Genomic DNA, 24,650 nt, shown 5'->3' on the forward strand with positions numbered 1-24,650 from the left:
TCACGGAGTGAGGAGCGCAGCGTGAGGAGCGCGGGGTGAGTGGGTATGAAGGGGGTATGGGGGAGATTAAGGTCGGCACCGCCTCGTGGACGGACAAGACGCTGCTGGAGTCCGGGTGGTATCCGGCGAGCGCCGACAGCGCCGAGAAGCGCCTGGGCTACTACGCCGGCAAGTTTCCGCTGGTCGAGGTCGACGCCACCTACTACTCTCCGCCCGCCGAGCAGACCGCCGCCCTGTGGGCGCAGCGCACGCCGCCCGGCTTCACCTTCAACATCAAGGCGTTCAGCCTGCTGACCGGCCACCCGACCAAGGTCTCCGCGATCTACAAGGACCTGCGCCCGGAGACCGAGAAGAAGAACGTGTACCCCGACGACCTGCCGCCGCAGGCGTACGAGGACGTGTGGACCCGGTTCCTGTCGGCGCTGGACCCGCTCGTCGAGGCCGGCAAGTTGGGCGCGGTGCTCTTCCAGTTCCCGCCGTGGTTCACAATTCGCAAGAGCAACAAGCAGTACCTGCTGGAGGTGGAGCGGCGCTGCCGGCCGCTGCGGGCCGTATTCGAGTTCCGGCATGCGTCGTGGTTCGAGGGTGACAATCGCGAGGAAACGCTGGACTTCCTTCGCAAACACCGGTTGCCCTACGTATGTGTCGACATGCCCCAAGGTCACCGCTCGTCGATTCCGCCGGTCCTGGAAGCGAGCGCGGAACTGTCCGTGGTGCGTTTCCACGGCCACAGCGACAAGTGGACCAGCAAAAACATTTACGAGAAGTTTGGATATCTCTACTCGACCCGGGAACTGAAGCAGTGGGCTCCGAAGCTGCGGAAACTGGCCGACCAGGCGGGTGAGACGCACGTGTTGATGAACAACTGCTACAGCGACTACGCCCAGCGGAACGCGGGCGACCTGCTCGACCTTCTCGACGAGTCATGATCCTCGTCGGCACGTCCGGCTGGCAGTACAAGGACTGGCGGGGACGCTTCTATCCCGAGAAGCTGCCGCAGCGGCTCTGGCTGGAACACTACGCGTCGTGTTTCGCCACGGTGGAGGTCAACAACGCTTTCTACCGCCTGCCGGAACGTTCCACCTTCGAGCAGTGGCGCGCGCGGACTCCCGACGACTTCTGCGTCGCCGTGAAGATGAGCCGGTACCTCACCCACATCAAGCGGCTGCGGGATCCCGAGGAGCCGGTCGAGCGGTTCCTGTCGCGCGCCACCGCTCTCGGTGACCGCCTCGGGCCAGTACTCGTGCAACTGCCGCCGACGCTGCGCGCCGATCCGGCGGCGCTGGACCGGGTGCTGGCGCTGTTTCCGCCCGAGGTGAAGGTGGCCGTCGAGCCACGGCACGACACGTGGTGGACCGATGAGACGCGCGCGGTACTGGAGAAGCGAAACGCGGCCCTGAGCTGGGCGGACCGCAAGGGCCGGCCGGTGACGCCGCTGTGGCGCACGGCCGACTGGGGCTATCTGCGGCTGCACGAGGGGCGCGCCACGCCCTGGCCGCGGTACGGGCGGGCGGCGCTGCGGTCCTGGCTGGACCGCATCGACCAGAGCGTGAACACGTACGTCTACTTCAACAACGACCCCGGCGGCGCCGCGACCGTGAACGCCGCCGAACTGGCCGCGGCCGCCCGGCGCCGCGGCCAGGACGTCACGCGGGCGCCCGGACCGTGACCTCGGTGGTCAGGCGGCGCTCGTGGTCGACCTCGCGCTCCGGACCCACCAGGAGCAGGGGCACCGTGTACCGGTGGTCCGCGCTCGACGCCGAGAGCCGTAGCTCCAGCGCGCCCGGCTCGACCACCCGCCGCCCCGAGCGTCCCGTGAAGGCGGACAGGTCGGCCGATACCCGGAACTCGACCTCACGGCTCTCGCCGGGCGCGAGCGGCACGCGGGCGTACCCGATCAGCCGCACCACCGGGCGCGCGACCTGCGCGACGGGGTCGTGGAGGTAGAGCTGCACCACGTCCGCGCCCGCGCGGTCGCCGGTGTTGCGCACGGTGAGGGCGACCGTGACCTCGCCGTCGGTGGGTATCTCGATCGGGTCCACCGCGCTCGGACCGTCCCACTCGAACGTGGTGTACGACAGGCCGTGCCCGAACGGGTAAAGCGGCTTGGGGTCCACTGTGGTCATCGCGGAACCCTGGCCCAGCGCGGTGTTGAGGTATGTGGCGGGCTGGGCGCCGGGCCGGTGCGGGACGCTCACGGGCAGGCGCCCGGACGGGCACACCCGACCCGAGAGCACCCCGGCGACCGCCCCGGCACCCTCCTCCCCAGGAAAGAACCCTTGCACCACCGCCGCCAGCCCGCGGAACCGCCCGAGGGCGTACGGCCGGCCGGTCAGCAGCACCGCGACGACCGGCTTGCCGGTGGCGAGCAGCGCGTCGAGCAGTTGCGCCTGCACGCCGGGCAGTGCCAGGTCTTCGGCGTCGCAGCCTTCGCCAGACGTGCCCCGGCCGAAAAGCCCGGCCCGGTCGCCGAGCACCGCGACGCACACGTCGGCGCCGGCCGCCGCCGCGACCGCCTCGGCGATGCCCGACGTGTCGTCGCCGTCGACCGAGCAGCCGGGCACGTGCCGCAGCGTCGCGTCCGGCAGCTCGGCGGCGAGGGCGTCGAGCGGCGTCGGTATCTCGATGCCGAGCGGCATCTCCGGGTGCTGCGGTGCGACGTGGCCGGGGAACGTGTAGCAGCCGACCAGGCCCTCGATCGTGCCGGCTAGCGGGCCGACCAGCGCGATCCGGGCGTCGGGCCGCAGCGGCAGGGCGCCGTCGTTGGCGAGCAGTACGACCGACTCCTCGGCGAGCTGCCGGGCGATGGCGCGGCTCCGCGGCGGATCGAGATCGACCGTGCCGGCCGGGTCACCGTCTACATCGGCCAGTGCGGGTGGGACCGGCTGCCAGTCCGGGTCGAGCAGCCCCAGCTCGCACTTCTGCCGCAGTACCCGGCATGCCGCCCTGTCGACGTCGCTCTCGGGCACCTCGCCCGCGCGCACGGCGGCGATCAGGCCGGCGCCGTAGTCGCGCGCAGCCGGCAGCTCGACGTCCATGCCGGCGGCGAGCGCGAGCGCCGCGGCGCCGGTGCTGGTCTCGGTGATCCCGTGGTACATCTGCAGGAACGAGATCGCGAAGTAGTCGGAGACGACCGTGCCCGTGAACCCCCACGCGTCCCGCAGCAGCGCGGTCAGCAGCGCCGGGTCGGCCGATGCGGGCACGCCGTCGATCTCCGTGTACGCCGGCATGACCGACCGGGCGCCGCCCTCGCGCACCGCCATCTCGAACGGTGGCAGCAGCACGTCGGCCAGCTCGCGCGGGCCCATCTCCACGGGCCCGTGGTTGCGGGCGGCGCGTGACGCGGAGTACCCGACGAAGTGCTTGAGGGTCGCGACCACGCCGGCCGACTCCAGGCCGCGCACGTAGCCGGTGCCGACGGTCGCGACCAGGTACGGGTCTTCGCCGATGCTCTCCTCGGTGCGGCCCCAGCGCGCGTCGCGGACGACGTCGAGCACCGGGGCGAGCCCCTGGTGCACGCCGAGGGAGCGCATGTCGGCGCCGACCTGGGCGGCCATCCGCTCGACGAGCTCGGGGTGGAAGGTGGCGCCCCAGGCGAGCGGCGTGGGGTACACCGTCGCGCCCCACGTCATCAGGCCGGTCAGGCACTCCTCGTGCGCGACGGCCGGTATCCCGTGCCGTCCGGCGGCCATGATCTCGGTCTGCATCGTGGCCAGCGCCCGCGCGCCGAGGGCCGGGTCGACGGGCGCGGTGCCGAACGGTCGGGTCACCTGCCCGATCCCGTCGCGGATCAGCTCCTGCCAGTCCGGGGCGGCCTTGACCATCTCGTGCTGCTGGGGAGCCAGGTCGTCGGGGGTCGCGTGCGCGCCGATCCACACGCCGACGAGCTGTGCGACTTTCTCTTCCAGGGTGAGCCGGCCCAGGAGGTCGGCGACGCGCTTCTCGGCCGGGAGGGAAGGGTCTTGCCACGGCTCCCGGACCACGACGGTTACGGTCGGTTCACTCGACTCGGTCACCGGTGTCGGTCTCCTGTCGGTCATTCATTCCCGGTAGGTTTCCGGAACATTCCGTGCCCATCGGGGTGGCTGTGTTGCCTTACGGTAACGCTTGGCCTGGCGCGGCGATAGGTCTTGACCGCCAGTTCGTGCGGTCGTAGCGTGCGCCACATCACCCTTGAATTATCGGGTCGAGGCCGAAAAGTTCCGGGCATCCAGCCTCATCGAAGGGACTGCACATGGCAACCCCCACAAACTACTCACGACGATCGATACTGGGGCTGGCCGGCCTTGGTGCCGGTGCCGTCCTCCTCAACGCCTGTTCCGGCGATGACGACGGTGGCGGCTCGGGCGGCTCGGCGACCGTCGAGTGGTGGCACATCGCGAACACTGAGCCGATGCTCCCGGTCTGGGACGCGATGGCGAAGGCATATCAGTCGGCCCACTCGGGCGTGACCATCAAGATCACTCCGTTGGAGAATGAGGCATACAAGGCCCGCCTGACCACGGTGACGCAGGCGGGCACCCCGCCGGACATCTTCCACACCTGGGGTGGCGGCGTCCTGAAGCAGCAGGTCGAGGCCGGCCTCGTCAAGGACATCACCAGCGACACGGCCGACGTGCGCGGCACCATGATCGACGTCGCCATGGGTCCGTACGAGTTCGACGGCAAGGCATACGCGCTGCCGGTCGACCAGGGCATGATCGGCTTCTGGTACAACAAGGCGCTCTTCGCCCAGGCGGGCGTCACCGCGGCCCCGGCGACCTGGGGCGAGCTGCTCGACGCGGTGCGCAAGCTCAAGGCGGCCAACATCACGCCGATCGCGCTCGCCGGCAAGGACAAGTGGCCGGGCCACTACTACTGGGCTTACCTGTCCATGCGCATCGGGGGCCTGGACCTGCTCAAGCAGGCAGGCGAGGACGGCAACTTCAACAAGCCCGAGTTCGTCACCGCCGGCCAGCGGCTCAAGGAGCTGGTCGACCTGGCGCCGTTCCAAAAGGGGTTCCTCGCCACCGAGTACGGCAGCCCCGACGGCCAGGCCGCGATCATCGGCAACGGCAAGGCGGCCATCGAGCTGATGGGGCAGTGGGCGCCGAGCGTGCAGGCGGAGGCGTCCGGCAAGCCCAAGGGCCTCGGCGACAACCTCGGCTTCTTCCCGTTCCCCGCGGTCGACGGCGGCAAGGGCACGGCGACCGACGCGTTCGGCGGCGGTGGCGGCTTCGCCATCGGCAAGGACGCGCCGAAGGAAGCGGTCGACTTCCTCAAGAACCTGCTGAGCATCGACAACCAGCGCAAGGCCGCGGCCACCGGCGCGATCATCCCGGTCGTCAAGGGAGCCGAAGACGCGCTCACCGACCCGAACGCGAAGACGGTGGCGCAGACCCTGGCATCCTCGTCGGGCTTCCAGCTGTACCTCGACCAGGCGTACGCGCCCGAGGTCGGCCAGGAGGTCAACGAGACCGTCGCCCAGCTCATGGCCGGGAAGATGAGCCCGGAGAAGGTAACGCAGGCCATCACCGATGTCGCACAGCGCTGACCAGATCACGGCGCCGCGGCCGTCCCAGCCGGCCGCGGCGCCCGCNAGGTCGGCCAGGAGGTCAACGAGACCGTCGCCCAGCTCATGGCCGGGAAGATGAGCCCGGAGAAGGTAACGCAGGCCATCACCGATGTCGCACAGCGCTGACCAGATCACGGCGCCGCGGCCGTCCCAGACGGCCGCGGCGCCCGCGCCTGTCAAGAGTCAAAAACGGCAGGGCCGCCGTTGGTTGACCATCACGCTTTTCCTGCTGCCCGCGCTGGTGCTTTTCGGGGTACTGGTGCTGCTGCCGATGCTGCTGGCGATGTACACCAGTTTCTTCGACTGGAACGGGCTGGGCGGCCGCCCCACCGACTTCATCGGTCTGGAGAACTTCCAGCGCCTGCTCACCGACGACATCTTCCTCGGTGACCTGAAGCGCGGCGGCCTGCTGATCGTGCTGTCGCTGCTGATCCAGCTGCCGCTCTCGCTCGGCATCGCCATGCTGCTCAACCAGAAACTGCGCGGTCGTGGCTTCTACCGGCTGCTGTTCTTCGTGCCGTACGTGCTCTCCGAGGTCATCACCGGCGTCCTGTTCACGATGGTGTTCTCGCCCAACCGGGGCCTCGCCGAGCACATCTTCGGGTGGTTCGGCTTCGACGACGTCGGGTCCACCTGGCTGTCCGACCCCAACACCGTCATGTACTCGCTGTTCTTCGTGATGACCTGGAAGTACTTCGGGTTCCACATGATCCTGTACCTGGCCGGGCGGCAGAGCATCCCCAACGAGCTGATCGAGGCGGCGCAGGTCGACGGCGCGGGGAGCTGGCAGGCTTTCCGGCACGTCACGCTGCCGCTGCTCGGGCCGACGATCCGCATCAGCATCTTCCTGGCCGTCATCGGCACCATCCAGCTCTTCGACCTGGTGTGGGTGCTCACCGGCGGCGGGCCACTGCACGCGTCCGAGACGCTCGCGGTGACGATGTTCAACGACGGCTTCCGGCGGTCCGACATCGGGTACGCGAGCGCGACCAGCATCGTCATGCTGCTCATCAGCCTGGTCTTCGCGCTCGGCTACCAGCGGTTCATCATGCGCCGCGACATCGAAGGAGCGATCACCGTCATGCAGGACAAGAAGTGAGTGAGGGAGTTGGCGCGGCGGCGCCTGGACTGAGCGACGCGTCGACGAAGTCGCGCGCGGCGCGAGGGAAGGCGTCGCCCAAAGGCGCCGCACGACCGAGCAAACCAGGAAACACAGCCCGGGTCCGTTCTTTGGTGTTGCACGCCCTGGTGCTGGTCATCGCGGCGATCATCATCGTGCCGATAGCGTTCGGGGTGCTCGGCGGCTTCAAGGACAACGGGCAGCTCTCCAACAACCCGTTCGGCCTGCCGTCTCCCTGGGTCACCTCGAACTACACCGACATCCTGGTGGCCGAGGAGTTCTGGCGGCCGCTGTTCAACAGCACGCTGATCGCGGTGGCGACGACGGTCGTGGTGGTGGGAGTGTCGGCGGCGGCGGCGTACATCTTCGCGCGGTTCGCCTTCCGGGGCCGCGAGTTCATCTTCACGCTCTTCGCGGTCGGGCTGATGTTTCCCTTCGCGGTGGCGATCCTGCCGCTGTTCATCCTGCTGCGCACGCTCGGCCTGCTCAACAACCCGCTCGGCGTGATCCTGCCGCAGGCCGCGTTCGGGCTCCCGGTGACGATCATCATCCTGCGCTCGTTCTTCCGGACCATCCCGGCAGAGGTCGAGGAGGCCGCCACCCTCGACGGGTGCACGCCGTTCGGCTTCTTCTGGCGCGTGCTGCTGCCAATGGCCCGGCCGGCACTCGCGACCGTGTCGGTACTGGCCATCGTGGCGAGCTGGAACAACTTCATGCTCCCGCTGGTGGTCTTCAACGATCCGAGCTGGTGGACGGTGCCCATCGGCGTGCGCCAGTTCCAGGGCCAGTACTCGGACGACACGGCGAAGGTGCTGGCGTACGTGGTGCTGGCGATGGTGCCGGCGCTGGGCTTCTACGCGATAGCCGAACGCCAACTGATCGGCGGCCTAGCAACCGGCGCCACCAAGGGCTAACCCCTTCTTCGTGATCAGGGCGTCCCTCAAGTCGTTAGGGCGACTTGAGGGACGCCCTGATCACTGCAGGCCGCGCGGCGCGGCCTGCAAGAATGGGCCACGTGACGGTCCGCGGCCTCGTCGCGCCCCTGGTGCGCGGCAGCACGTACCGGCGGGGGGTTCACCTGCTGCTCGGCGGCGTGATCCTGCTGCCGTACGCGCTGCTCGTGCTCGCGTTCGCCCGGATGCTCGCCGATCCCGGCACCCCGATGGCCGCGACCCTCTTGCTCGCCGCCGCCGCGGTGCTGATCGCCGTCGTACCAGCGTTCCTCAGCGGCACCCGAAGCCTGGAGATCGCCGCCGCCCGCGCGCTGCTCGGCGTCGACCTGCCCGATCCGCCGCCCGGCGCCGCCACCCGCGAGACCCGCGTCCGCGGCGCCCTCTGGTACGCCGTGCACCTGCTCGCCGGCGGCGCGGTCGGCGCGGCCCTGATCGTGGCGCTGCCGATGGCGCTGGTCTTCCTCGTGCAGCGCCTCGGCGTTGCCCCGGAGGCGACCGCCGGCCTGCGAATCGGCCCGTTCGACGAGCACGATACGTGGGCCCTCACCGGCCTGGGACTGGCTTTGCTGATCGGCCTCGCGTACTCGATCGCCGGCCTCGGCGCCCTGGCCGCGCTGATGGCTCCGGTGCTGCTCGGCCCGTCGGCGCAGGAGCGCATCGCCGCCCTCGAAGCCCGCGCCGACCGCCTCGCCGAACGCAATCGCCTCGCCCGCGAGCTTCACGACTCGGTCGGGCACGCACTCACCGTCACCACGCTGCAGGCGGCGGCCGCCCGCGAACTGCTCGACACCGACCCGGAGTTCGCCCGCAAGGCGCTCGCCGCGATCGAGGAGACGGGGCGCGGCGCGATGGTCGAACTCGACCACATGCTCGGCGTACTCCGTGAAAACGACCTCCCCCCTAACGTGATCAGGGCGTCCCTCAAGTCGTTACAGCGACTTGAGGGACGCCCTGATCATGAAGAGCGGGCGCGGGCGCCGCAGCCGACGCTCGCCGACCTCGACCGCCTGGTCGGCGACGCGCGCGCCGCCGGCCTGGACGTGGCGGTCGAGACCGCCGGCCGGCTCGGCGACGTGCCGGCCCCGATCTCCCGGGAGGGGTACCGGATCGTGCAGGAAGGGCTGACGAACGCGGCACGGCACGCGGGCCGGGTACCGGTCACGTTGCGGGTCGCGGTGACCGCCGAGCGCCTCGACATCGACCTGACCAACGCGCTCGACGACGCGGCCGGCGAACCGGGTGGAGGGCGCGGGCTCGCGGGAATGCGGGAACGTGTGACGCTGCTGCGCGGCGAGCTGACGGCTGGCCGGTACCAGGACACCTGGCGGGTGGCGGCGCGGCTGCCACTCGAATCGGTGGTGCGGCCGTGACCACGAGCGTGCTGCTCGTCGACGACGACGAGCTGATCCGGATCGGCCTGCGGGCGATCGTCGACGCCCAGCCCGACCTGCGTGTGGTGGGTGAGGCCACCGACGGCGCTGAGGTGCCGCCGCTCGTGGCGAAGCTCCGCCCCGACGTGGTGCTGATGGACGTCCGGATGCCCCGGATCGACGGCATCCAGGCCACCCGCCACCTGCTCGCGACCTCTCCCGAGCCACCCCGCGTACTGGTGGTGACGACGTTCGAGAACGACGACCACGTGTACGACGCGCTGCGTGCCGGTGCGAGCGGGTTCCTGCTCAAGCGCGCCCGCCCGCAGGAGGTCGTCGAGGCGATCCGCGTGGTGGCGCGCGGCGAGTCGCTCCTCTTCCCGGTGGCGATCCGGCAACTCGCGGCGGCGTACGGCGGTTCGGGTGCGGCTGGCGACGGCGTTGCCGCTGACCGGCTCCGCCGGGCCAAGCTGACCGAGCGCGAGGGCGACGTGCTGCGCCTGATGGCGGCGGGTCTGTCCAACGCGGAGATCGCGGAGGATCTGGTGATCGGCGTCGAGACGGTGAAGACCCACGTCGGCAACGTGCTCGCGAAGCTCGGTGCTCGCGACCGCACCCAGGCCGTGATCGTCGCGTACGACTCGGGTTTCGTCGCCCCGACCGGCTGACCTTGTCTTGCAGGGCGGGTCCCTCCGGCCTTTTCGTGCGGGGCAGGTCCCTCCGGCCTTCTCGTGCGGGGCGGGTCCCTCCGGCCTTCTCGTGCGGGGCGGGTCCCTCCGGCGGGGGAGGCGGGTCACTCCGCGCCGGGAGGTGAGAGCCTCCGGCTCTCGGGATCGTGGTGGAGACACGATCTACGGGAGGACATGCGATGACTGGGGTGGCGCTCGCCGGGCGGCGAGCGGATTGGGCTGGGCGTGCGGCGGCGGCGTGGGCCGCGCTGTACGGCACGGTCGCTCTAGTGTGGACGGTCACGGGGAGCGGATACCCGTTCGGACCCGGTGACGGCGAGCGCGAGACGAGCATGCTGCGGGGAATGCCCGCGTCGGTAGGGGCGCCACTGTTCGCGGCGGTGCTGCTCGCGACGGCGGTCACGGCGCTCGCGACGACCGGGCGCCCAGCCGTACGCGGTGCCGCGCGCACCGGGATCCTCGCCTTCGGGTGGACGGTGGTGGCCGCGCTTCTGGTCGTGGTACCGGATGTGCGGCTGCTGACCCGTGCGGGGTACGCGCCGATGGTGATTCTGGGTGCGCCTTTCGGGTGGCCGCCGGTCGACTACTCCGAAATCATCACGTGGCCGGTCGCGAACATGGCGGTGTGTGTCCTCGGTGGACTGTTGCTCGCACGGGCGTTGCTGGTGTGGCAGTTCCGTGGCGCCGGGCTGTGTGAAAGGTGCGGGCGTGGCAAGTTGGCTCCACAGTGGACGACGCCGGAGGGTGCGGCTCGGTGGGGACGCTGGGCGGCGTACCTCGCCGCGGGGGTGCCCGCGCTGTACGCGGTGAGCCGGTTCGGCTGGGCGGCGGCGGTACTGTTCGGACTGTCGGACGCGCACCGGGAGGAGTTCGGCGGGGACGCCGTGGTGTGGGCGGGCGCGGGGCTGGGCGCGTTCGCGCTGGCGGGCGCGGTGCTGACGCTGGGACTCGTGCAGCGCTGGGGCGAGGTGTATCCACGTTGGATGATCGGGTTCGCCGGTCGGCCGGTACCCGTGAAGCTGGCTGTGGTGCCGGCGACGATCGTCGCGGTCTTCGTCACCTCGGCGAGCCTCGGGCTTGCCAGCGCGGGCGCGTTCGCGAAGCTGGCCGGCGACAGTGCGCTGCTGGTCGCGCCGATGGCGCTGTGGCCGGCGTGGGGTCCGGCACTCGCGGCCGCGACGCTGGCCTACTACCTGCGCCGACGCCCGGAATGTCCCGCCTGCGCCCCGGCCGCAACGGCCCCCGCCACCCCCGCTCCCACAGCCCACTAACACCGGCCCGCCCTCGCGCGGCCCGCCCTCGCGCGGCCCGCCCTCGCGCGGCCCGCCCTCGCGCGGCCCGCCCTCCCGGCGGCCGGCGCTCCCCGCCGGCAGGCGCTATCTCCGCCGATCAAGGGCGAACGCACGTGGTTTCGCGATCAAATCACGTGCGTTCGCCCTTGATCGGCGGGGATGGCCTTGATCGGTGGGCGCTGCTAGACGGACGGTTGGAAACCGCGCGCCGCCACATCCCTGCGCAGCGCGCGCCTCTGTGCGCTGGGCGGCGGGCGGTGTATCGGACTGTGTGCATCTGTTGTAGCTATAGCTACAACAGATGCACACAGTCCAGGTGGCCCGCGGTGCGTAACCGGCAATCCGGTCAAGCGTCGGCGCCTAGCGGTGCCCGCCGGGCACGCGCGGGTGATCTGCCTTGCCGCGGCGCCGGACCGCCTCACGGATGTCGCCGATCAAGGACATCTCCATGGATCAAGGGCGAATACACGCGGAAAGAGATCCAACCACGTGCGTTCGCCCTTGATCGACGGAAATGGCGCCTGGCGGCGGCCGCGCGTGCCGGCGGGGCGCGGAGCGTTAGGGGGTGTCGGGGGTTGGGTCGTAGCTGAGCCAGTCGAAGCGGATCGTGCCCGCCGCCGCGTACATGCCGATCACGCGGCCCGTGAAGCCGCCCGCGACCTCCGTCGACAGGTAGCGGCCGTCGAGTTCGTCGAGGACCACGAAGCGGCCGTCGCTGGACTCGAAGCCGAGTCGTACCACGTCTGGCTCCTGGCGCGGGTGGTCGGGGCTGGGGCCGGACGCCTGGGTTTCGATCCGCAGCACCACCGGACCGGTGGGCTCTGGCCGTGCCGTTCGCCATTGGACGACCGGGCCGATGCGGACGCGGACGCAGACCTCGCCGTCGCCGGCCTCGATCTCGTAGTGGTGCTGCTCGTCGAGGCGTACCGCGAGCCCGCCGCGCCCCGCTGACGCGTCGATCAGGGCGCGGACGCGGCAGGACAGGTGCTCCTGGCGGCGGCCGATGAACGATACGGCCGGGTCGTCGAGGGAGCCGCCGCGGCCGTGCAGGGTGAGCCAGCCGGGGCGGTCCTTGAGCGACCAGGTGGCGCCGGGCCTCGAGCGTACGGAGATCCAGCGCGGGTGCAGGTCGGCGCCGTCGAAGTCGTCGCGGGCGGGCGGCTCCGGGAACGGGTGCTGCGGCAGCAGGTCGGCCTGCATCTCGGGGGCGACGTCGTCAATGACGGGCCAGCCGTCGACCCACGCGACCGGCGCGAGGAACGTCTCCCGGCCGAGCGTGTGCCAGCCGGGTGTGCCGCCCCGCGGGCGGGTGCCCAGGAACACCATCCACCACGAGCCGTCGTGCGCCTGTACGAGGTCGCCGTGGCCGGTGTTCTGGATCGGCTGGTCGGTGCTGCGGTGGGTGAGGATCGGGTTGCCGGGGCACGGCTCGAACGGCCCGTTCGGCGACGGTCCACGCGCGACCGAGATGCCGTGGCCGCGTTCGGTGCCGCCTTCGGCGATGAGCAGGTACCAGAGGTCGCCGATTTTGTAGAGGTGCGGCGCCTCCGGCCATTGCGCACCCGGCGTGCCCGCCCAGATCCGGCGTGGTCGTGACAGCGACTCGCCGGTGGCCGGGTCGATCCGCACCTGCTCGATGCCGGCGTACGTGCACCAGCAGTTGCCCTCGTCGTCCCACGTCAGGTCGGGGTCGATGCCGTGGATGCCGGGCAGCGTGCGCGGCTCGGACCACGGCCCGGCCGGGTCGGTGCTGGTGACGAGCAGCGTGCCGCCGTGCGGGACGTTCGACGTGATCAGCCAGAACCGGCCGTCGTGGTGCCGCAGGGTCGGCGCGTACACGCCACCGGACGACGGCGCGTTGTCGAGCGGGAGCTGGCTGGGGCGGTCGAGGGCGTTGCCGATCAGCTCCCAGTGGACGAGGTCGCGGCTGTGGAAGATCGGTACGCCGGGGAAGTACTCGAAGCTGGAGCAGGCGAGATAGTAGTGCTCCCCGACCCGGCAGATGCTCGGGTCGGGGTGCATCCCGGCGATGACGGGGTTGGCGTACCTGCCGATCATCGCCCTCCGAGCGTAAAGGTCGTCTTCACTGCATCATATGCAAGCTTGGGTATGAAGTTCTCATCCAGGAGGTTCGCTGCCCCCTGGCCGTTGAAGACTCCCGGTACCCAGGAGTACTTGTCGGTGAACCCCCAGACGGTGAACGATACGCATCGCTGGGCGAGCAGGCACGCCTGGAGCAGCGCGCTGTACGCGTACGCCTGTGCCTGGAGCTTCGTCGCGTCGGGCGGCATCGGCATCCGCACGTCGACCTCGGTGAAGGCCGTGTCGAGGCCGAGCTTCTCGAAGCGCCGCACGTTGTCGAGCACGTTGTTCGGGAACGGGTACTGGACACCGAGGTGGCCCTGGATCCCGAAGCCGTGCACCGGCACCCGGTCGGCCTTGAGCTGCTTGACGAGGTCGTAGTACGCGGTGCTCTTGGCGTTGATGCCCTCGACGTTGTAGTCGTTGAGGTACAGCTTTGCCTTGGGGTCGGCCTGGTGGGCCCAGCGGAACATGTCCGCGATGTACCCGGGCCCGAGCAGCCGCAGGAAGATCGTGTCGCGCAACTGGGCATTGTCGTCGATGATTTCGTTGACGACGTCCCACGCGACGATCCGGCCGCGGAAGTGCCCGGCGACCTCGAAGACGTGACGCTTGAGGATCTGGCGCAGCTCGGCCGCGTCGATCTCCCCGGAGGTGACGCCGGCGGTGAGCCAGCCCGGGAGCTGGTTGTGCCACAGCAGGGTGTGCCCGCGCACCTGCTGGCCGTTGGCGCGGGCGGAGTCGACGAGCTGGTCGGCGGCGGCGAAGTTGAGCACGCCGCGCTCCTTCTCGATCTCGCCCCACTTCATGACGTTTTCGGCCACGACCGAGTTGAACTCGCGGTTGATGGCGTCGCGGTAGGTGGTGTCGGCGTTGAACGCGGCCATGTCGACCGCGGTGCCGATGCGGACGCCGGTGTGCTTGGCGGCGTCGCGGAGGCCCGTGTCGGCCGCCGCGACGGCACTGGTGGGGTTGAGGGTGAGGAGAAGGGCCGCGGCGATGGCGGTGCCGGCGACCGCGCGAGTCACCTTCATAGAATTCCCTTCGGATACGTTCTCATCGAAGACATGCTTCCGGAACAGTTCCGTAACTTGATGGGAACGCTATGGCTCCAAAAGCGGGTCCGTCAACCCCGTCGATGGGGCAAAGATGGGTGTCTCGTGGGGCGCGTTCGATCCGAAAGCCTTTCGGTCGGTACGCTGACATCCTTGACGAAGGAGCTGACGTGACGGTCGACGAAGGTCGCAGAATCACGATCACGGCCATCGCCCGCGAGGCCGGCGTGTCGGTGCCGACCGTGTCCCGCGTGCTCAACGGCCGATCGGACGTGGCGCCGCAGACCCGGGAGCGGGTCGAGGAGCTGCTGCGACGGCATGGGTACCGGCGGCGCGCCGCCCGCCCGAGGGTCAGCGCGAGCCTGATCGACCTGGTCTTCAACGATCTGGACAGCCCGTGGGCGGTCGAGATCATCCGCGGTGTCGAAGATGTGGCGCACGCCGCCGGCGTCGGCACCGTGGTCTCCGCGATCCACCGGCGCACCGCCTCGACGCGGCAGTGGCTGCAAAACCTGCGCACCCGCGCCACCGACGGCGTCGTGCTGGTCGCCAGCGACCTCGCTCCGCCGGTGCACGCCGAGCTGCGCCGGCTCAACGTGCCGATGGTGCTCGTCGACCCGGCCGGCGTGCCGACCCTCGACATCCCGACGATCGGCGCCACCAACTGGACCGGCGGCCTGCGCGCCACCGAGCACCTGATCTCGTTGGGGCACCGCCGGATCGGGTTCATCGCCGGCAGCCCGTCGATGCTGTGCAGCCGGGCCCGGCTCGACGGCTACCGCGCCGCGCTGGAGGCGGCGGGCATCCCGCTCTTCGACGAGCTGATCCAGCCGGGCGACTTCTACCACGAGTCGGGCCTGGAGGGCGCCCGGGCGCTGCTGGCACTGGAGGAGCGGCCCACGGCCATCTTCGCCTCCAGCGACCAGATGGCGTTCGGGGCGTACGAGGCGGTGCGGCAGGTGGGCCTGCGGGTCCCCGACGACGTCAGCGTGGTCGGTTTCGACGACCTGCCCGAGGCGCGCTGGTCGTCGCCGCCGCTCACGACCGTGCGGCAGCCGCTGACCGAGATGGGGCTGCTCGCCGCGCGCACCGTCCTGCGGCTGGCGCAGGGCGAGCCGGTCGAGACGCCGCGGGTCGAGCTGGCGACCGACCTGGTCATCCGCGACAGCACCGCACCACTCGTGGATCGGTAGTTCCGACAAATTTCCGGAACGCATTGACGGTCAGCTCCGAGACATCGATACTTGGGAACGCTTCCATCGACGATGTTGAGGATCTCCGTCGATCGACCGCACCCTGGACCGGCGCGGCGTGAAGGACTGCCCAGCCCTCACGCCGCGCCCCATTTGCGTGGTTTGCCGAGGGCGCCTTCGGGTACTGGATTGCCGCACGTTCCACACCTGGAGGGGCGATCATGAGACTCGACGATGACGACATCCGCACCAGCGGCACGGGCCTGGGCGAGGAAGGGCCGGCGGACGGCGGCGGGGATCCCGCGAGCCAGGACGGCGGCGCGGACGGTGGCGCTGGCACGGCGGAAGGGCCCGCGGACGGCGGTGCCGACCCGGCGGGCGTCGACGGCGGCGCGGACGGCGGCGCCGGCTCGGGCGCGTCCGGTTCGGGCGAAGGGCCCGCCGACGGCGGAGCGAACCCCGCCGCGACTGACGGTGGCGCCGACGGCGGCGCTTCCGACAACTGATGATCGGGTACCGGTGACCGGTACGAGCGGGCCGGACGGTGGGACCCGTCCGGCCCTCACCCGCTGCGTGGCCATGCCACCGACCAGGTTCGCGGCTGTCCACTGGGGACGGACACCCTTGCTGTCGCGCGCGTCTTCGCTCGGCGGGCAGGGCTTCCACGACCTGCTCAGCCCCGACGACGTCGACGAGTTGCTGAGCCGGCGCGGCCTGCGCACCCCGTTCCTGCGGGTGGCCAAGGACGGCCAGGTCGTGCCGGCTGGCCGGTACACGGGTGGTGGCGGCGCGGGCGCGGAGATCGGTGACCAGGTGCTCGACGAGCGGGTCCTGAGCCTGTACGCCGACGGTGCCACCCTGGTGCTGCAGGGCCTGCACCGGATCTGGCCGCCCCTGCTGGACTTCGCCAACGAGCTGGGTACCCAACTCGGGCAGCCCCTTCAGGTCAACGCGTACCTGACACCCGCTGGCAACCAGGGCTTCGCCACCCACTACGACACGCACGACGTCTTCGTGCTGCAGGTCGACGGGCGCAAGCACTGGCGGGTACACGAGCCGGTGGTCCGCGATCCGCTCGAACGCCAGCCGTGGGGCGGGCACGCCGACGAGGTGGCCGCCGTGGCCGACGGCCCGCCCGCCATCGACGCCGTACTGTCACCCGGCGACGCGCTCTACCTGCCGCGCGGCTGGCTGCACAGCGCCTCGGCGGAGGGCGTCCGCTCGCTGCACCTGACGGTCGGCGTGCGCGCGCTGACCCGGTACTCCATTGTGGAGGCCCTCCTCGCGCTGGCGGCCGGCGAGCCGGCGCTGCGCGGTGGCCTGCCCTTCGGACTCGACGTGGCCGACGCCGACCAGATCGCGCCCGAGCTGACCGAGACCGTGAAGGCGCTGCGCGACTGGCTCGACACCGCGTCTCCGGCGGCGGTCGCCGACCTGCTCCGCGCCCGCGCCTGGCCCGCGGCCCGACCCGCCCCGATCCGGCCGCTGCGCCAGGCGGCGGCGATCGACGCCCTCGACCTCGACACCCGCGTCGCACCCCGTCCGGGACTGCGCTGGCAGCTCATGCCGGAGGGGGCCGATCGGGTTTCGCTGCGGGTCTTCGACCGCACGCTGAGCCTGCCCGGCCAGTGCGCGATCGCGGTGCGCGCCCTGCTGTCCGGCGGCGTGTCCCGCGTAGGCGACCTCCCCGGCCTAGACACCGAAGACCGCCTGGTTCTAGCCCGCCGCCTGTTACGCGAATCCATTTTGATCCCCGCCTGAACCGTGATCAGGGCGTCCCTCAAGTCGTTAGGGCAGCTTGAGGGACGCCCTGATCACTTACTAGATCAGGAGGAGCGCGGTCAGGGTGATCAGGCCGGTGGCCACCACCACCGCGATCGTGGTCGGGTCGAGGGTCACGTGGCGGTGGTCGGCGACCACCTTCGCGGGCCACAGGCCGGCCAGCGGGCCGATGATGGTGACGACCAGGGCGAGCACGGGCAGGCCCACGGCCAGGTCGCCGCCGTACTCGCGGCCGGCCCAGCGCGCCGCCTCCCGCAACCCGAACGCGACCGCCGCGCCGAGCGCGCTCCACAGCATGAGCAGCGGGTACGCCTTGGCGGCCATCTTGCCCGGGCGCCACGCCTTGTCGAGCAGGTCACGGGTGCCCTCGAGGACCTGGTCGGGGTTGTAGGACTCGCCCTTCGCCAGGGTCACCGCCTCCGGGACGCCACCGTGACGACTGGCGGCGGTGCCCAGGCGGCGTACCGTGCGGCTCCACAGCTCCTCGGCCTCGTGGTCGATCCGGTCGACGAGGGCGCGGGCCGCGGCCAGCTCGGTCTCGGCGGCGGCCAGGGCGGCTTCGGCCTCGCCCTCGGCGCGTGCCGCGGCGGCCACCTGCCGCTCGTACCAGTCGTCGGCCTCGGCCCGGCGCGCGTCGACGCTCGCGTACCGGCTGGCGAGGCGCGCCATCGCTTCTTCGTACGCCATTTAGGACAGTCCGTACGGGATGATGACCTCCGGGGTGCGGTGCCTGGCCCGGTCGAAGTAGAGAGCTCGCCACGGTCGCGGGTACCAGACCGGCCCGCCCTGCCCGGGGTAGAAGCCGGTGAGGTCGCTGCCCTGCACGTCGAGAGCCACCCACGCGCCGATGGAGTCGGTGCGCGAGCCGGGGCCGCCGAGGGTGTCGCGGAGGCGGCCCACGCCACGCCACCAGCCGAGTACGTGGGTGCGCCGCTCGGGACCGGTGTTGAGCAGCCGGCGCAGGTGGTCGTGCCCCGAGCCGCCGGGTGCCTTCACCGCGAGCCGGGTCGCGGCGGCGTCAGCGGCGAAGAGGACCACGTAGTGGGGGAGCGCCGGGTCGGGTTGCCAGGTGGAGAGCGCCTCGGCCAGCTCCTCCTCGTCGTACCAGCCGGTGTCGGCGGGCAACACATCGCGCAGCCATCGGGCGGTGGTGGCGGCGTCGGCGTCGAGGCAGGCGACCGAGAAGCGCGCGGTGCCGGGGGCGTGCTGCTGCGCCAGCGACCAGGCGGCGGCGCCGAGTACCGCGCACGCCTCCTCGACCTGGGTGCCGATGACGGCGAGGTTGCGGCCCGGGCTGCGGGGCAGCGGCAGCCGCGCGGCGTGCGCCTGTACGTCGATCGCCTCACCGAGCACCGCGACGGGCGCCGGGCCGTCGATGACCAAGGAGGACAACCGTGGGACCGCGTCGCCGTCGAAGAGCCGCGGGGGGCCGAGCGACACCGGGCGTTCGCGCCACAGCCGGTGCTGCAGATCGCCCCAGACCCGCCGGTCACCGGCCGCCGGTATCCGGACGATCTGGTTGGCGTCGAGGGCGCCCGAGTCGGCGTTGACGACCGCGTGGTGGCGGGGCAGGTTCTCGGCCGCCGGGTTGGTCTCGGCGAGGATGCGCCGCGCCTTGGGCAGCGCGATCCGCAGCGTGAACTGGGCGACCAGCGCCGGCCGCCCCCACAGCGCCTCGATACCGGACACGTCCTGCGAGGCGAGGATCAGGTGGATGCCCTGCGACCGCCCGCGCCTCGCGAGGTCTTCGAGCAGGTTGGCCGCCTCCTGGGCGAGCGCGTCGCGACCGGAGAGCAGCACCTGGAACTCGTCGATCACCGCGACGATCCGTGGCCAGCGTCCCTCAGGGTCCTCGGCCCGCAGCTCGGCGAGCTTTGTCACCTCGTACCGCTTGGCGGCGTCGGCCCGGCGCCGCAGCTCGCGTCCGAGGAAGCGCAGCAGGGCGAGGCCGAACTCCCGGTCGGTGTTGACGTTGACGCCGACCAGCCGGACGTGCGGCAGCCAGCTCGGATCGCGCTGCCCCGGCGCGAACCGCGCGAACGACACGCCCTCCTTGAAGTCGAGCAGGTAGAACTCCAGCTCGTCGGGGTCGTACCGGGCGGCGAGCGCGCCCATCCAGGCGTAGATCAGGTTGGTCTTGCCGGTGCCGGACGGGCCGGCGATCAGCGCGTGCGGCGGGTAGTCGGAGAGCGTGACGCCGACCGTGCGCCCCTCGGGACTGTCGCCGACGGGCGCGGTCAGGCCGGCGGCCGAGTTCTCCGTCCAGATCTCGGTGGGCAGCAGGTCGGGGAAGGACGAGGGGGTGGGACCGGTGGCGTACCGCTCGGCGAGCCGCCGGCACGTGGCGGTCACCAGCTCGGCGGGCGGCGGCCGGTCGAGGTGCACCGGCAGGGAACCCCATTCCGACACCGACCCGTCCGAGGAGATGGTCAGAACACCTGGGAGCGGGATGCCGTGGACGATCAGGTGGACGCCGCACGCCGCGCCGGCCCGCACGATCCGGTCGAGCTGCGCCCGTTCGTGCCGCGACAGCTCGTCGCCGCCGAGGAGACCGCCGTGTGCCCCACCGAGCAGCACCGCCACCCGCCATGGCTCCGGCCGCTTGCCGCTGGCAGCCGCCATCTCGCGCAGCGACGCGTAGTCGCCGGCGAGCACGTTCTCGTTGATCCGCCGGATGTGTTCGACCAGCTCGTCGAGGAGCGCGGTCAGCCCGCCCGGCCCGACGAAGGTCAGCAGCCCCGCCGGTGCCAGCGGCGCGAATCCGGCCAGCCCGCCGCCCAGCCGCTCCGGGTCGTACCCGGTCAGCCGCACCTGCCCGGGCCGCGTGCGGCCGAGCGCGCGCAGCAGCACGGTACTGACGATGCCGTCCGGGTGATCGCCGGTGAGCGCGATGTGCCCGTGGTCGAGGAGCGGCACGAGCGCCGGCACCGGCGGCGCGCCCGCGATCCGCACCTCGCCGACGCGCAGCGGCCCGGCCGGCTCGCCGCCGGCCGCCGGCGCCCAGTGCCAGCCCTCCCACGCTTCGCCGGCCGCGCCGGGCGCGGCCAGCGCGCCGTCGACGGCGGCCCGCTGTGCCAGCTCGGCGAGGCCGGTGGCGTGCCGCTCGCCGAGCTCGGCGACCCGCCGGTCGCGTTCGGCGGCGGCCCGCGCCGGCCGCTGCCGGGCGATCTCGCGGGTGCGGGCCAGCCGCGCCCGCGCGGCCTCCACTTCGGACGTCGCGCGGTCGAGCCGCACCCTCGCGGCCGCCCGGGCGCGCGCGAGCCGCGCGCGGACCTCGACGACGACGGCGGTCCGCCGGTCAGGCATTGTTTTCCGGCTGCTGAACCGGCTCAGGCGCGTGCGGATCGAGCGAGTCGGGCTCGCGGTGCAGCAGCTGCAGCAGTACGCCGGTGAGCACGCCACTGGCAACGGCGGAGTCGGCCGGATGCGGCTCGGCCTCGCCCTGGGCGCGCTCCGCGAGTGGCACCCGGCACACCCGCGCGAGCAGCGTGTCGAGCACCGGGGGAGGCAACCCGGGGAGCAGGTCGCGCACCCGCGGTCCGGCCTCGCGGGTGAGGACCGGCAGGTCGTCGGGGCCGGGTAGGTGCCGCAGCAGGTCACTGGCCAGCCGGTGCAGCACCGGCGGGGCGAGCGCCGACATGCCGAGCCCGATCGGCGGTGCCACCCCGGCGAGCTCGCGGCGCAGCCGGTCGCGGTCGCTCGCGCGTACCCCGGCGGCCACCCGGCGCATCAGGTCGGCGCCCTCGGTGGCGGCGTTTTCGGTCGGCTCCGCCCGCGCGGCGTCTGCCGAGTTACCGGTCAGCTCGGAGACCCGCTGCCCCCACCACTGGCCGAGCGGCGGTGGCGGTGCCGAGCTCGGCGGTGCCACCCGGTCACCCTCGGCGGCCAGGCCGGCACGCCAGGCACCGTCGGGGGCAGCCGAGCCCTCGTGTGTCAGGCCGAGCGCGGTCAGGTACGCCAGGAGCGAGTCCTGCGCCACCCGTACCGCCTGCGCGGCCTGCTCGGCGTGTTCGAGCGCCCCGGCGAGCTGCGGCACGCCCATGGGGTTGCCGGACGTCTGGCGTACCCACATCAACAACTCACCGGCGAGCCGCAACCGCTCGACGGCGGCCGTGACGAGACCGAGTGGAAGGTCGTCGGAGGTTGCCCGGACCCGGGCCCCCAGTTCCTGGATCAGCGACATGGCCCCGGCCGTTTCTACAGCGCCGCGACGTACGCCTGGGCTTGCTCCACCGCGGCCTGCGTCGCGGCGAGGCAGTCGTCGAGTTCCATGATCGCTTGTTGCAGCGAGGCGTGCGCGCTGCTCACCGCGTCGTGGCCGCTGCCGTCCAGGGCCGCTGCCAGGCTCTGCTGTGCTTCGGCGATCTTCTCGTTCGCCGTGTGCACCGCCGCCTGGCCCTCGCTCACCTGCTGGATCGCGGCATCGATGGCCGACTTGACCTCGGCGACGCTCGCCACGGGGGGACCTCCTGGGGGTGGGAAGCCGCCATTCCATCATAGGCGCGGCGGGCGTTTCTCACCCCGGTGTCTGTATTGATCGTGGCCCTTTCACGCTCGCACCGAGCGATGTCACCCGTTCGCGCAGCCCACGGTCGGCGGTGACCACGACGACCTGCCGGCCTTGTCCTTCTTCGCGGACCAGGTCGACGATGGCGTCGTCGCCCGACCCCTTGGCGGAGACCACCCGCACGCCGTCCGTGGACTCGACACCGCGGGCCGCGCCTTCGACGACGAGGACGACCTCGCGGGCGTCGAGCGCCTCCAACGACGCTGCCAGCGAGTCCCGCAGCCGCCGTGCCGCACCGGCCCGGTCGCGCCACCAGCCGTCGGGCCGCGACCCGACCACATTCGCCCCGTCGACGATGAGCAGGTCAATCATGCGCTAGCAGGGTCATGAGGTGACGGCGGACTCTTCGTCGGGCAGGTCCGACAGGACGGGCAGCGCGGGGTCGATGGGCGCCGACGAGCCGAAGGCGGGGTGGCTGCGCAGCCATTCCTGGTACAGCGGGGCGCGCGCGACGATGTCTCCGTGCGCGGCCACCGCGTGCCCGAGCACGTCGTCGGCGAACTTGGCCGCGAGCGTGTCCGGGTGCCAGCCCAGCAGCAGCCGCCAGCGCAGCGGCACGCCTACCAGTGGCCGCGTGACCAGCCCCGGCAACGGCCGGAACGTCGCCTGGCACAGCGCGACGGCCTCACCCGACTCGACCATGTCGATGCAGCCCCGGATGTCCGTCTCGTACAGCTTGCGCGGCGTGAACCCCGACCGCGCGCACGCCGCGGCGAAGCAGTCCGCGAAGCATCCGTCGCCGGGCGCGCCGACCCACTGCGCCTCCGCGAGGTCGCCCAGCGGCACCTCGCTGACCTCGGCGAGCGGGTGCTGCGCGGGCAGCATCACGAACACCGCGTCGACCGCCACGACCCGCCAGGCCAGCCCGTGCGCGGCCGACGGCGCCGCGTCGCCGCAGACCCCGACGAGCACGTAGTCGAGGCGGCCGCTGAGCACCATCTGGGCCAGCTCGTCGGCGTACCAGGAGGCGTAGGTGCTGATCTGCGCCTGCGGCTCGGCGTTGGCCAGCCGGTGCACCAGGCCGCCGACGATCGGGCTGTTGGCGCCGCCGACCCGGTACCGGCTCATGGTGTCGCCGGTACCGGCGAGGCGCGCGGCCTCGTCCTGTAAGCCCTTCATCGCGGGCAGCAACACCCTGGCCCTGGCCAGCACCAGCTCGCCGAGCGCCGTGGGGCGGGCTCCGCGCCGGTCGCGCTCGAAGAGGGGCCCGCCGAGCGTGCGCTCGATCCGCTGGAGCTGCGCGGTCAGCGCTGGTTGCGCTAACCCGAGTTGCGAGGCCGCCTTGGTCACGCTGCCGGTTTCGGCGATCGCGACGACGACCTTGAGGTGGCGTAGCTCCAGGTTCATAGCGTGACGGTAGGACCAACGTGGGATCACCGGAAGTCCTTCGGGCTGTGAAAGGTCCCCCAAAGGCCAGGTAGGTTGTAACCGATCGGTTAACGGCTTGATCAAAAGAGCCGATCCTCACGCCGGGCATCAAGGTCATTTGGGCGCGTCCGGCGACCCGTGAATGCGTCCCGTAGCCGGTCAAGCACCCCGAGTGCCGGATCCGCGATCTTGTTCCACGGCGGCGTGGCGGGCGCTTTCGGGTGCGGGCGGGTCGGCGCGGCCTCTTCGGCGATCTCCACGCGATTTCCGAGCCGGATCAACTCGTCGGTCGGTGTGGTCGCCGCGAGCGCGGCCAGCATCCCCTCCACTGACGCGGCGTGCTCCCGAAGCCCGCGGGTGACCTCCGGGCCGGGGCGCCGCAGGGCGCGACGCAAGGTCCGCGCGGCCGCGATCTCGCGATCGACGGCGTCGGGTCCGCGTGTTTTCCGGATCACCGGGTACAGGTACTGCTCCTCGGCGGACAGGTGGCGGGACACGGTGGCCGCCAGTACGTCGGCGATCTCGCGGCGCCGGTGGGGCGTGATCGCGGGATCGCCGAGCCGTTCGCACAGTTCGGCGATCGTCGCGTGCTCTTCCGTGAGCACCTCGACCACGCTCCGCCCACCCGGACGCCAGGTCACCCCGGCGGGTGTCGGTGGTAGCCACATTTCGCCTGGATACCCCCTTTGCGGATGTGGAAAACGTGGAAACGGTTGTGCACAGTGTGACGACACAATTACCGTCTGAATACCCCAGCAACTCCGGCTCCCCTCGCAACGGAGGTGTACCCATGCCACTCCCGCGTCGCCTGCCTGCCGTTCTGGCCGCCACCCTCGCGGCCGTGCTGATCGCGCCGCAGGCGGCTTCAGCCGCGGCACCCGTCCCCTCGTCGATGGCGAGCCTGGGCGACTCGATCACCCGCGCGTTCAACTCGTGCGGGTTCTACGTCGACTGCCCGTCGCGCTCGTTCAGCACCGGCACCACCGCCTCGGTCAACAGCCACTACCAGCGCATTCTGGCCGTCAACCCGGCCATCGCGGGGCGCAACCACAACGACGCCCGCTCCGGGGCGACCGCCGCCGACATGGCCGGACAGGCCGCCACCGCCGTCGGGCAGGGCGTCGACTACGTCACGATCCTGATCGGCGCCAACGACGCGTGCGCGAGCAGCGAGGCCGCCATGACGCCGGTGTCGACGTTTCGCACCCGGATCGACGCGGCCCTGGGCACCCTCAAGTCGGGCCTGCCGCAGGCTCGCGTCCTCGTCATCAGCATCCCCGACATCAAGCGCCTGTGGGAGGTCGGCAAGGGCAACGTCCTCGCCCGTGGCGCGTGGCGGCTGCTCAGCATCTGCCAGTCCATGCTGGCCAACCCGACCTCCACGACCGCCGAGGACAACGCGCGGCGGGATCGGGTACGCCAGCGTGTGATCGACTACAACACCCAGCTGGCCGCCGCCTGCGCGGCTTATGGGCCGAACTGCGACTTCGACGGCAACGCGGTGTTCGGGTACCCGTTCACGCTCAGTCAGGTCTCCGGCTGGGACTACTTCCACCCCAACGCCAGCGGGCAGGCGGTGCTGGCCTCGGTTTCCTACCAGGCCGGGTTCGGCTGGTAAGAAGAAT

The 24,650-nt window shown here is 71.5% G+C and carries 22 protein-coding genes; 12 read left to right on the top strand and 10 right to left on the bottom strand.

Features of this window, described 5'->3' with window-relative positions; all coding sequences use genetic code 11:
• The first annotated feature begins 56 nt into the window (after positions 1-56).
• Entirely contained in the window at positions 57-929 is an 873-nt protein-coding gene (locus QMG73_RS41885) for a DUF72 domain-containing protein (RefSeq protein ID WP_281905096.1), read from the top strand.
• Positions 926-1,669, top strand: a complete 744-nt coding sequence (locus QMG73_RS41890; RefSeq protein ID WP_281905097.1) for a DUF72 domain-containing protein — start codon at positions 926-928, stop codon at positions 1,667-1,669. The genes QMG73_RS41885 and QMG73_RS41890 overlap by 4 nt, the downstream gene beginning before the upstream one ends.
• On the opposite strand, the gene QMG73_RS41895 is transcribed toward QMG73_RS41890, so the two are convergent.
• The gene (locus tag QMG73_RS41895; RefSeq protein ID WP_281905098.1) at positions 1,647-4,040 is read right to left on the bottom strand and encodes a beta-xylosidase/alpha-l-arabinosidase; all 2,394 of its coding nucleotides are present in this window, start codon (positions 4,038-4,040) and stop codon (positions 1,647-1,649) included. The two genes, QMG73_RS41890 and QMG73_RS41895, sit on opposite strands and share 23 nt — an antisense overlap.
• A gap of 194 nt (positions 4,041-4,234) precedes the next feature.
• Here QMG73_RS41895 and QMG73_RS41900 point away from each other — a divergent pair, with 194 nt between their 5' ends.
• From QMG73_RS41900 to QMG73_RS41925, 6 genes are all read left to right on the top strand, one after another.
• Positions 4,235-5,533 (top strand): extracellular solute-binding protein, encoded by a 1,299-nt coding sequence (locus tag QMG73_RS41900; protein ID WP_281905099.1) that lies wholly within the window; start codon positions 4,235-4,237, stop codon positions 5,531-5,533.
• 229 nt (positions 5,534-5,762) lie between these two features.
• Complete coding sequence (locus QMG73_RS41905) at positions 5,763-6,653, top strand: carbohydrate ABC transporter permease (RefSeq protein ID WP_281905100.1); 891 nt, start codon at positions 5,763-5,765, stop codon at positions 6,651-6,653.
• 134 nt (positions 6,654-6,787) lie between these two features.
• Entirely contained in the window at positions 6,788-7,588 is an 801-nt protein-coding gene (locus QMG73_RS41910; RefSeq protein ID WP_281905102.1) for a carbohydrate ABC transporter permease, read from the top strand.
• Between the two features lie 101 nt (positions 7,589-7,689).
• A complete protein-coding gene (locus QMG73_RS41915; RefSeq protein WP_281905104.1) occupies positions 7,690-8,997 on the top strand; it encodes a sensor histidine kinase in 1,308 nt (435 codons plus the stop codon).
• Entirely contained in the window at positions 8,994-9,665 is a 672-nt protein-coding gene (locus tag QMG73_RS41920) for a response regulator transcription factor (RefSeq protein WP_281905105.1), read from the top strand. The genes QMG73_RS41915 and QMG73_RS41920 overlap by 4 nt, the downstream gene beginning before the upstream one ends.
• Before the next feature lie 200 nt (positions 9,666-9,865).
• On the top strand, positions 9,866-10,957 hold the full coding sequence (locus QMG73_RS41925) for a hypothetical protein (protein WP_281905107.1): 1,092 nt from the start codon (positions 9,866-9,868) through the stop codon (positions 10,955-10,957).
• Between the two features lie 579 nt (positions 10,958-11,536).
• Here the strand turns inward: QMG73_RS41925 and QMG73_RS41930 are convergent.
• Together QMG73_RS41930 and QMG73_RS41935 are read right to left on the bottom strand one after the other, a co-directional pair.
• Positions 11,537-13,036 carry a glycoside hydrolase family 43 protein gene (locus QMG73_RS41930; protein ID WP_281905109.1) on the bottom strand — a complete coding sequence of 500 codons (1,500 nt, stop codon included), beginning with the start codon at positions 13,034-13,036 and terminating at the stop codon, positions 11,537-11,539.
• Positions 13,033-14,094 (bottom strand): endo-1,4-beta-xylanase, encoded by a 1,062-nt coding sequence (locus QMG73_RS41935; RefSeq protein ID WP_281905111.1) that lies wholly within the window; start codon positions 14,092-14,094, stop codon positions 13,033-13,035. The genes QMG73_RS41930 and QMG73_RS41935 overlap by 4 nt, the downstream gene beginning before the upstream one ends.
• 191 nt (positions 14,095-14,285) lie before the next feature.
• Between QMG73_RS41935 and QMG73_RS41940 the strand changes: the two genes are divergently transcribed.
• The 3 genes from QMG73_RS41940 (at position 14,286) to QMG73_RS41950 (ending at position 17,069) form a co-directional block, all read left to right on the top strand.
• Complete coding sequence (locus tag QMG73_RS41940) at positions 14,286-15,308, top strand: LacI family DNA-binding transcriptional regulator (protein ID WP_281905112.1); 1,023 nt, start codon at positions 14,286-14,288, stop codon at positions 15,306-15,308.
• Between the two features lie 221 nt (positions 15,309-15,529).
• Positions 15,530-15,814, top strand: coding sequence for a BatC protein (locus tag QMG73_RS41945; protein ID WP_281905113.1), 285 nt, complete (start codon positions 15,530-15,532; stop codon positions 15,812-15,814).
• Between the two features lie 73 nt (positions 15,815-15,887).
• On the top strand, positions 15,888-17,069 hold the full coding sequence (locus tag QMG73_RS41950; protein ID WP_407676932.1) for a cupin domain-containing protein: 1,182 nt from the start codon (positions 15,888-15,890) through the stop codon (positions 17,067-17,069).
• A 60-nt stretch (positions 17,070-17,129) separates the two neighbouring features.
• Here the strand turns inward: QMG73_RS41950 and QMG73_RS41955 are convergent, their stop codons facing one another.
• The 7 genes from QMG73_RS41955 to QMG73_RS41985 all read right to left on the bottom strand — a co-directional run bounded on the left by QMG73_RS41955 (position 17,130) and on the right by QMG73_RS41985 (position 23,693).
• Complete coding sequence (locus tag QMG73_RS41955; protein ID WP_281905118.1) at positions 17,130-17,777, bottom strand: hypothetical protein; 648 nt, start codon at positions 17,775-17,777, stop codon at positions 17,130-17,132.
• Positions 17,778-20,396 carry an FtsK/SpoIIIE domain-containing protein gene (locus QMG73_RS41960; RefSeq protein ID WP_281905120.1) on the bottom strand — a complete coding sequence of 873 codons (2,619 nt, stop codon included), beginning with the start codon at positions 20,394-20,396 and terminating at the stop codon, positions 17,778-17,780.
• Positions 20,389-21,273, bottom strand: a complete 885-nt coding sequence (locus tag QMG73_RS41965; protein ID WP_281905122.1) for a hypothetical protein — start codon at positions 21,271-21,273, stop codon at positions 20,389-20,391. The genes QMG73_RS41960 and QMG73_RS41965 overlap by 8 nt, the downstream gene beginning before the upstream one ends.
• 14 nt (positions 21,274-21,287) lie before the next feature.
• Complete coding sequence (locus tag QMG73_RS41970) at positions 21,288-21,548, bottom strand: hypothetical protein (RefSeq protein ID WP_281905124.1); 261 nt, start codon at positions 21,546-21,548, stop codon at positions 21,288-21,290.
• A 58-nt stretch (positions 21,549-21,606) separates the two neighbouring features.
• On the bottom strand, positions 21,607-21,969 hold the full coding sequence (locus QMG73_RS41975) for an NYN domain-containing protein (RefSeq protein ID WP_281905126.1): 363 nt from the start codon (positions 21,967-21,969) through the stop codon (positions 21,607-21,609).
• A gap of 12 nt (positions 21,970-21,981) precedes the next feature.
• Positions 21,982-23,004, bottom strand: coding sequence for a LysR family transcriptional regulator (locus QMG73_RS41980; protein WP_281905128.1), 1,023 nt, complete (start codon positions 23,002-23,004; stop codon positions 21,982-21,984).
• 101 nt (positions 23,005-23,105) lie between these two features.
• Entirely contained in the window at positions 23,106-23,693 is a 588-nt protein-coding gene (locus tag QMG73_RS41985; RefSeq protein ID WP_281905129.1) for a hemerythrin domain-containing protein, read from the bottom strand.
• Positions 23,694-23,815: 122 nt separating this feature from the next.
• Between QMG73_RS41985 and QMG73_RS41990 the strand changes: the two genes are divergently transcribed.
• A complete protein-coding gene (locus QMG73_RS41990) occupies positions 23,816-24,643 on the top strand; it encodes a GDSL-type esterase/lipase family protein (protein ID WP_281905130.1) in 828 nt (275 codons plus the stop codon).
• Positions 24,644-24,650: the final 7 nt, after the last annotated feature.

Source organism: Phytohabitans aurantiacus (genome assembly GCF_027923225.1).
In the GTDB taxonomy this organism is placed as follows: domain Bacteria; phylum Actinomycetota; class Actinomycetes; order Mycobacteriales; family Micromonosporaceae; genus Phytohabitans; species Phytohabitans aurantiacus.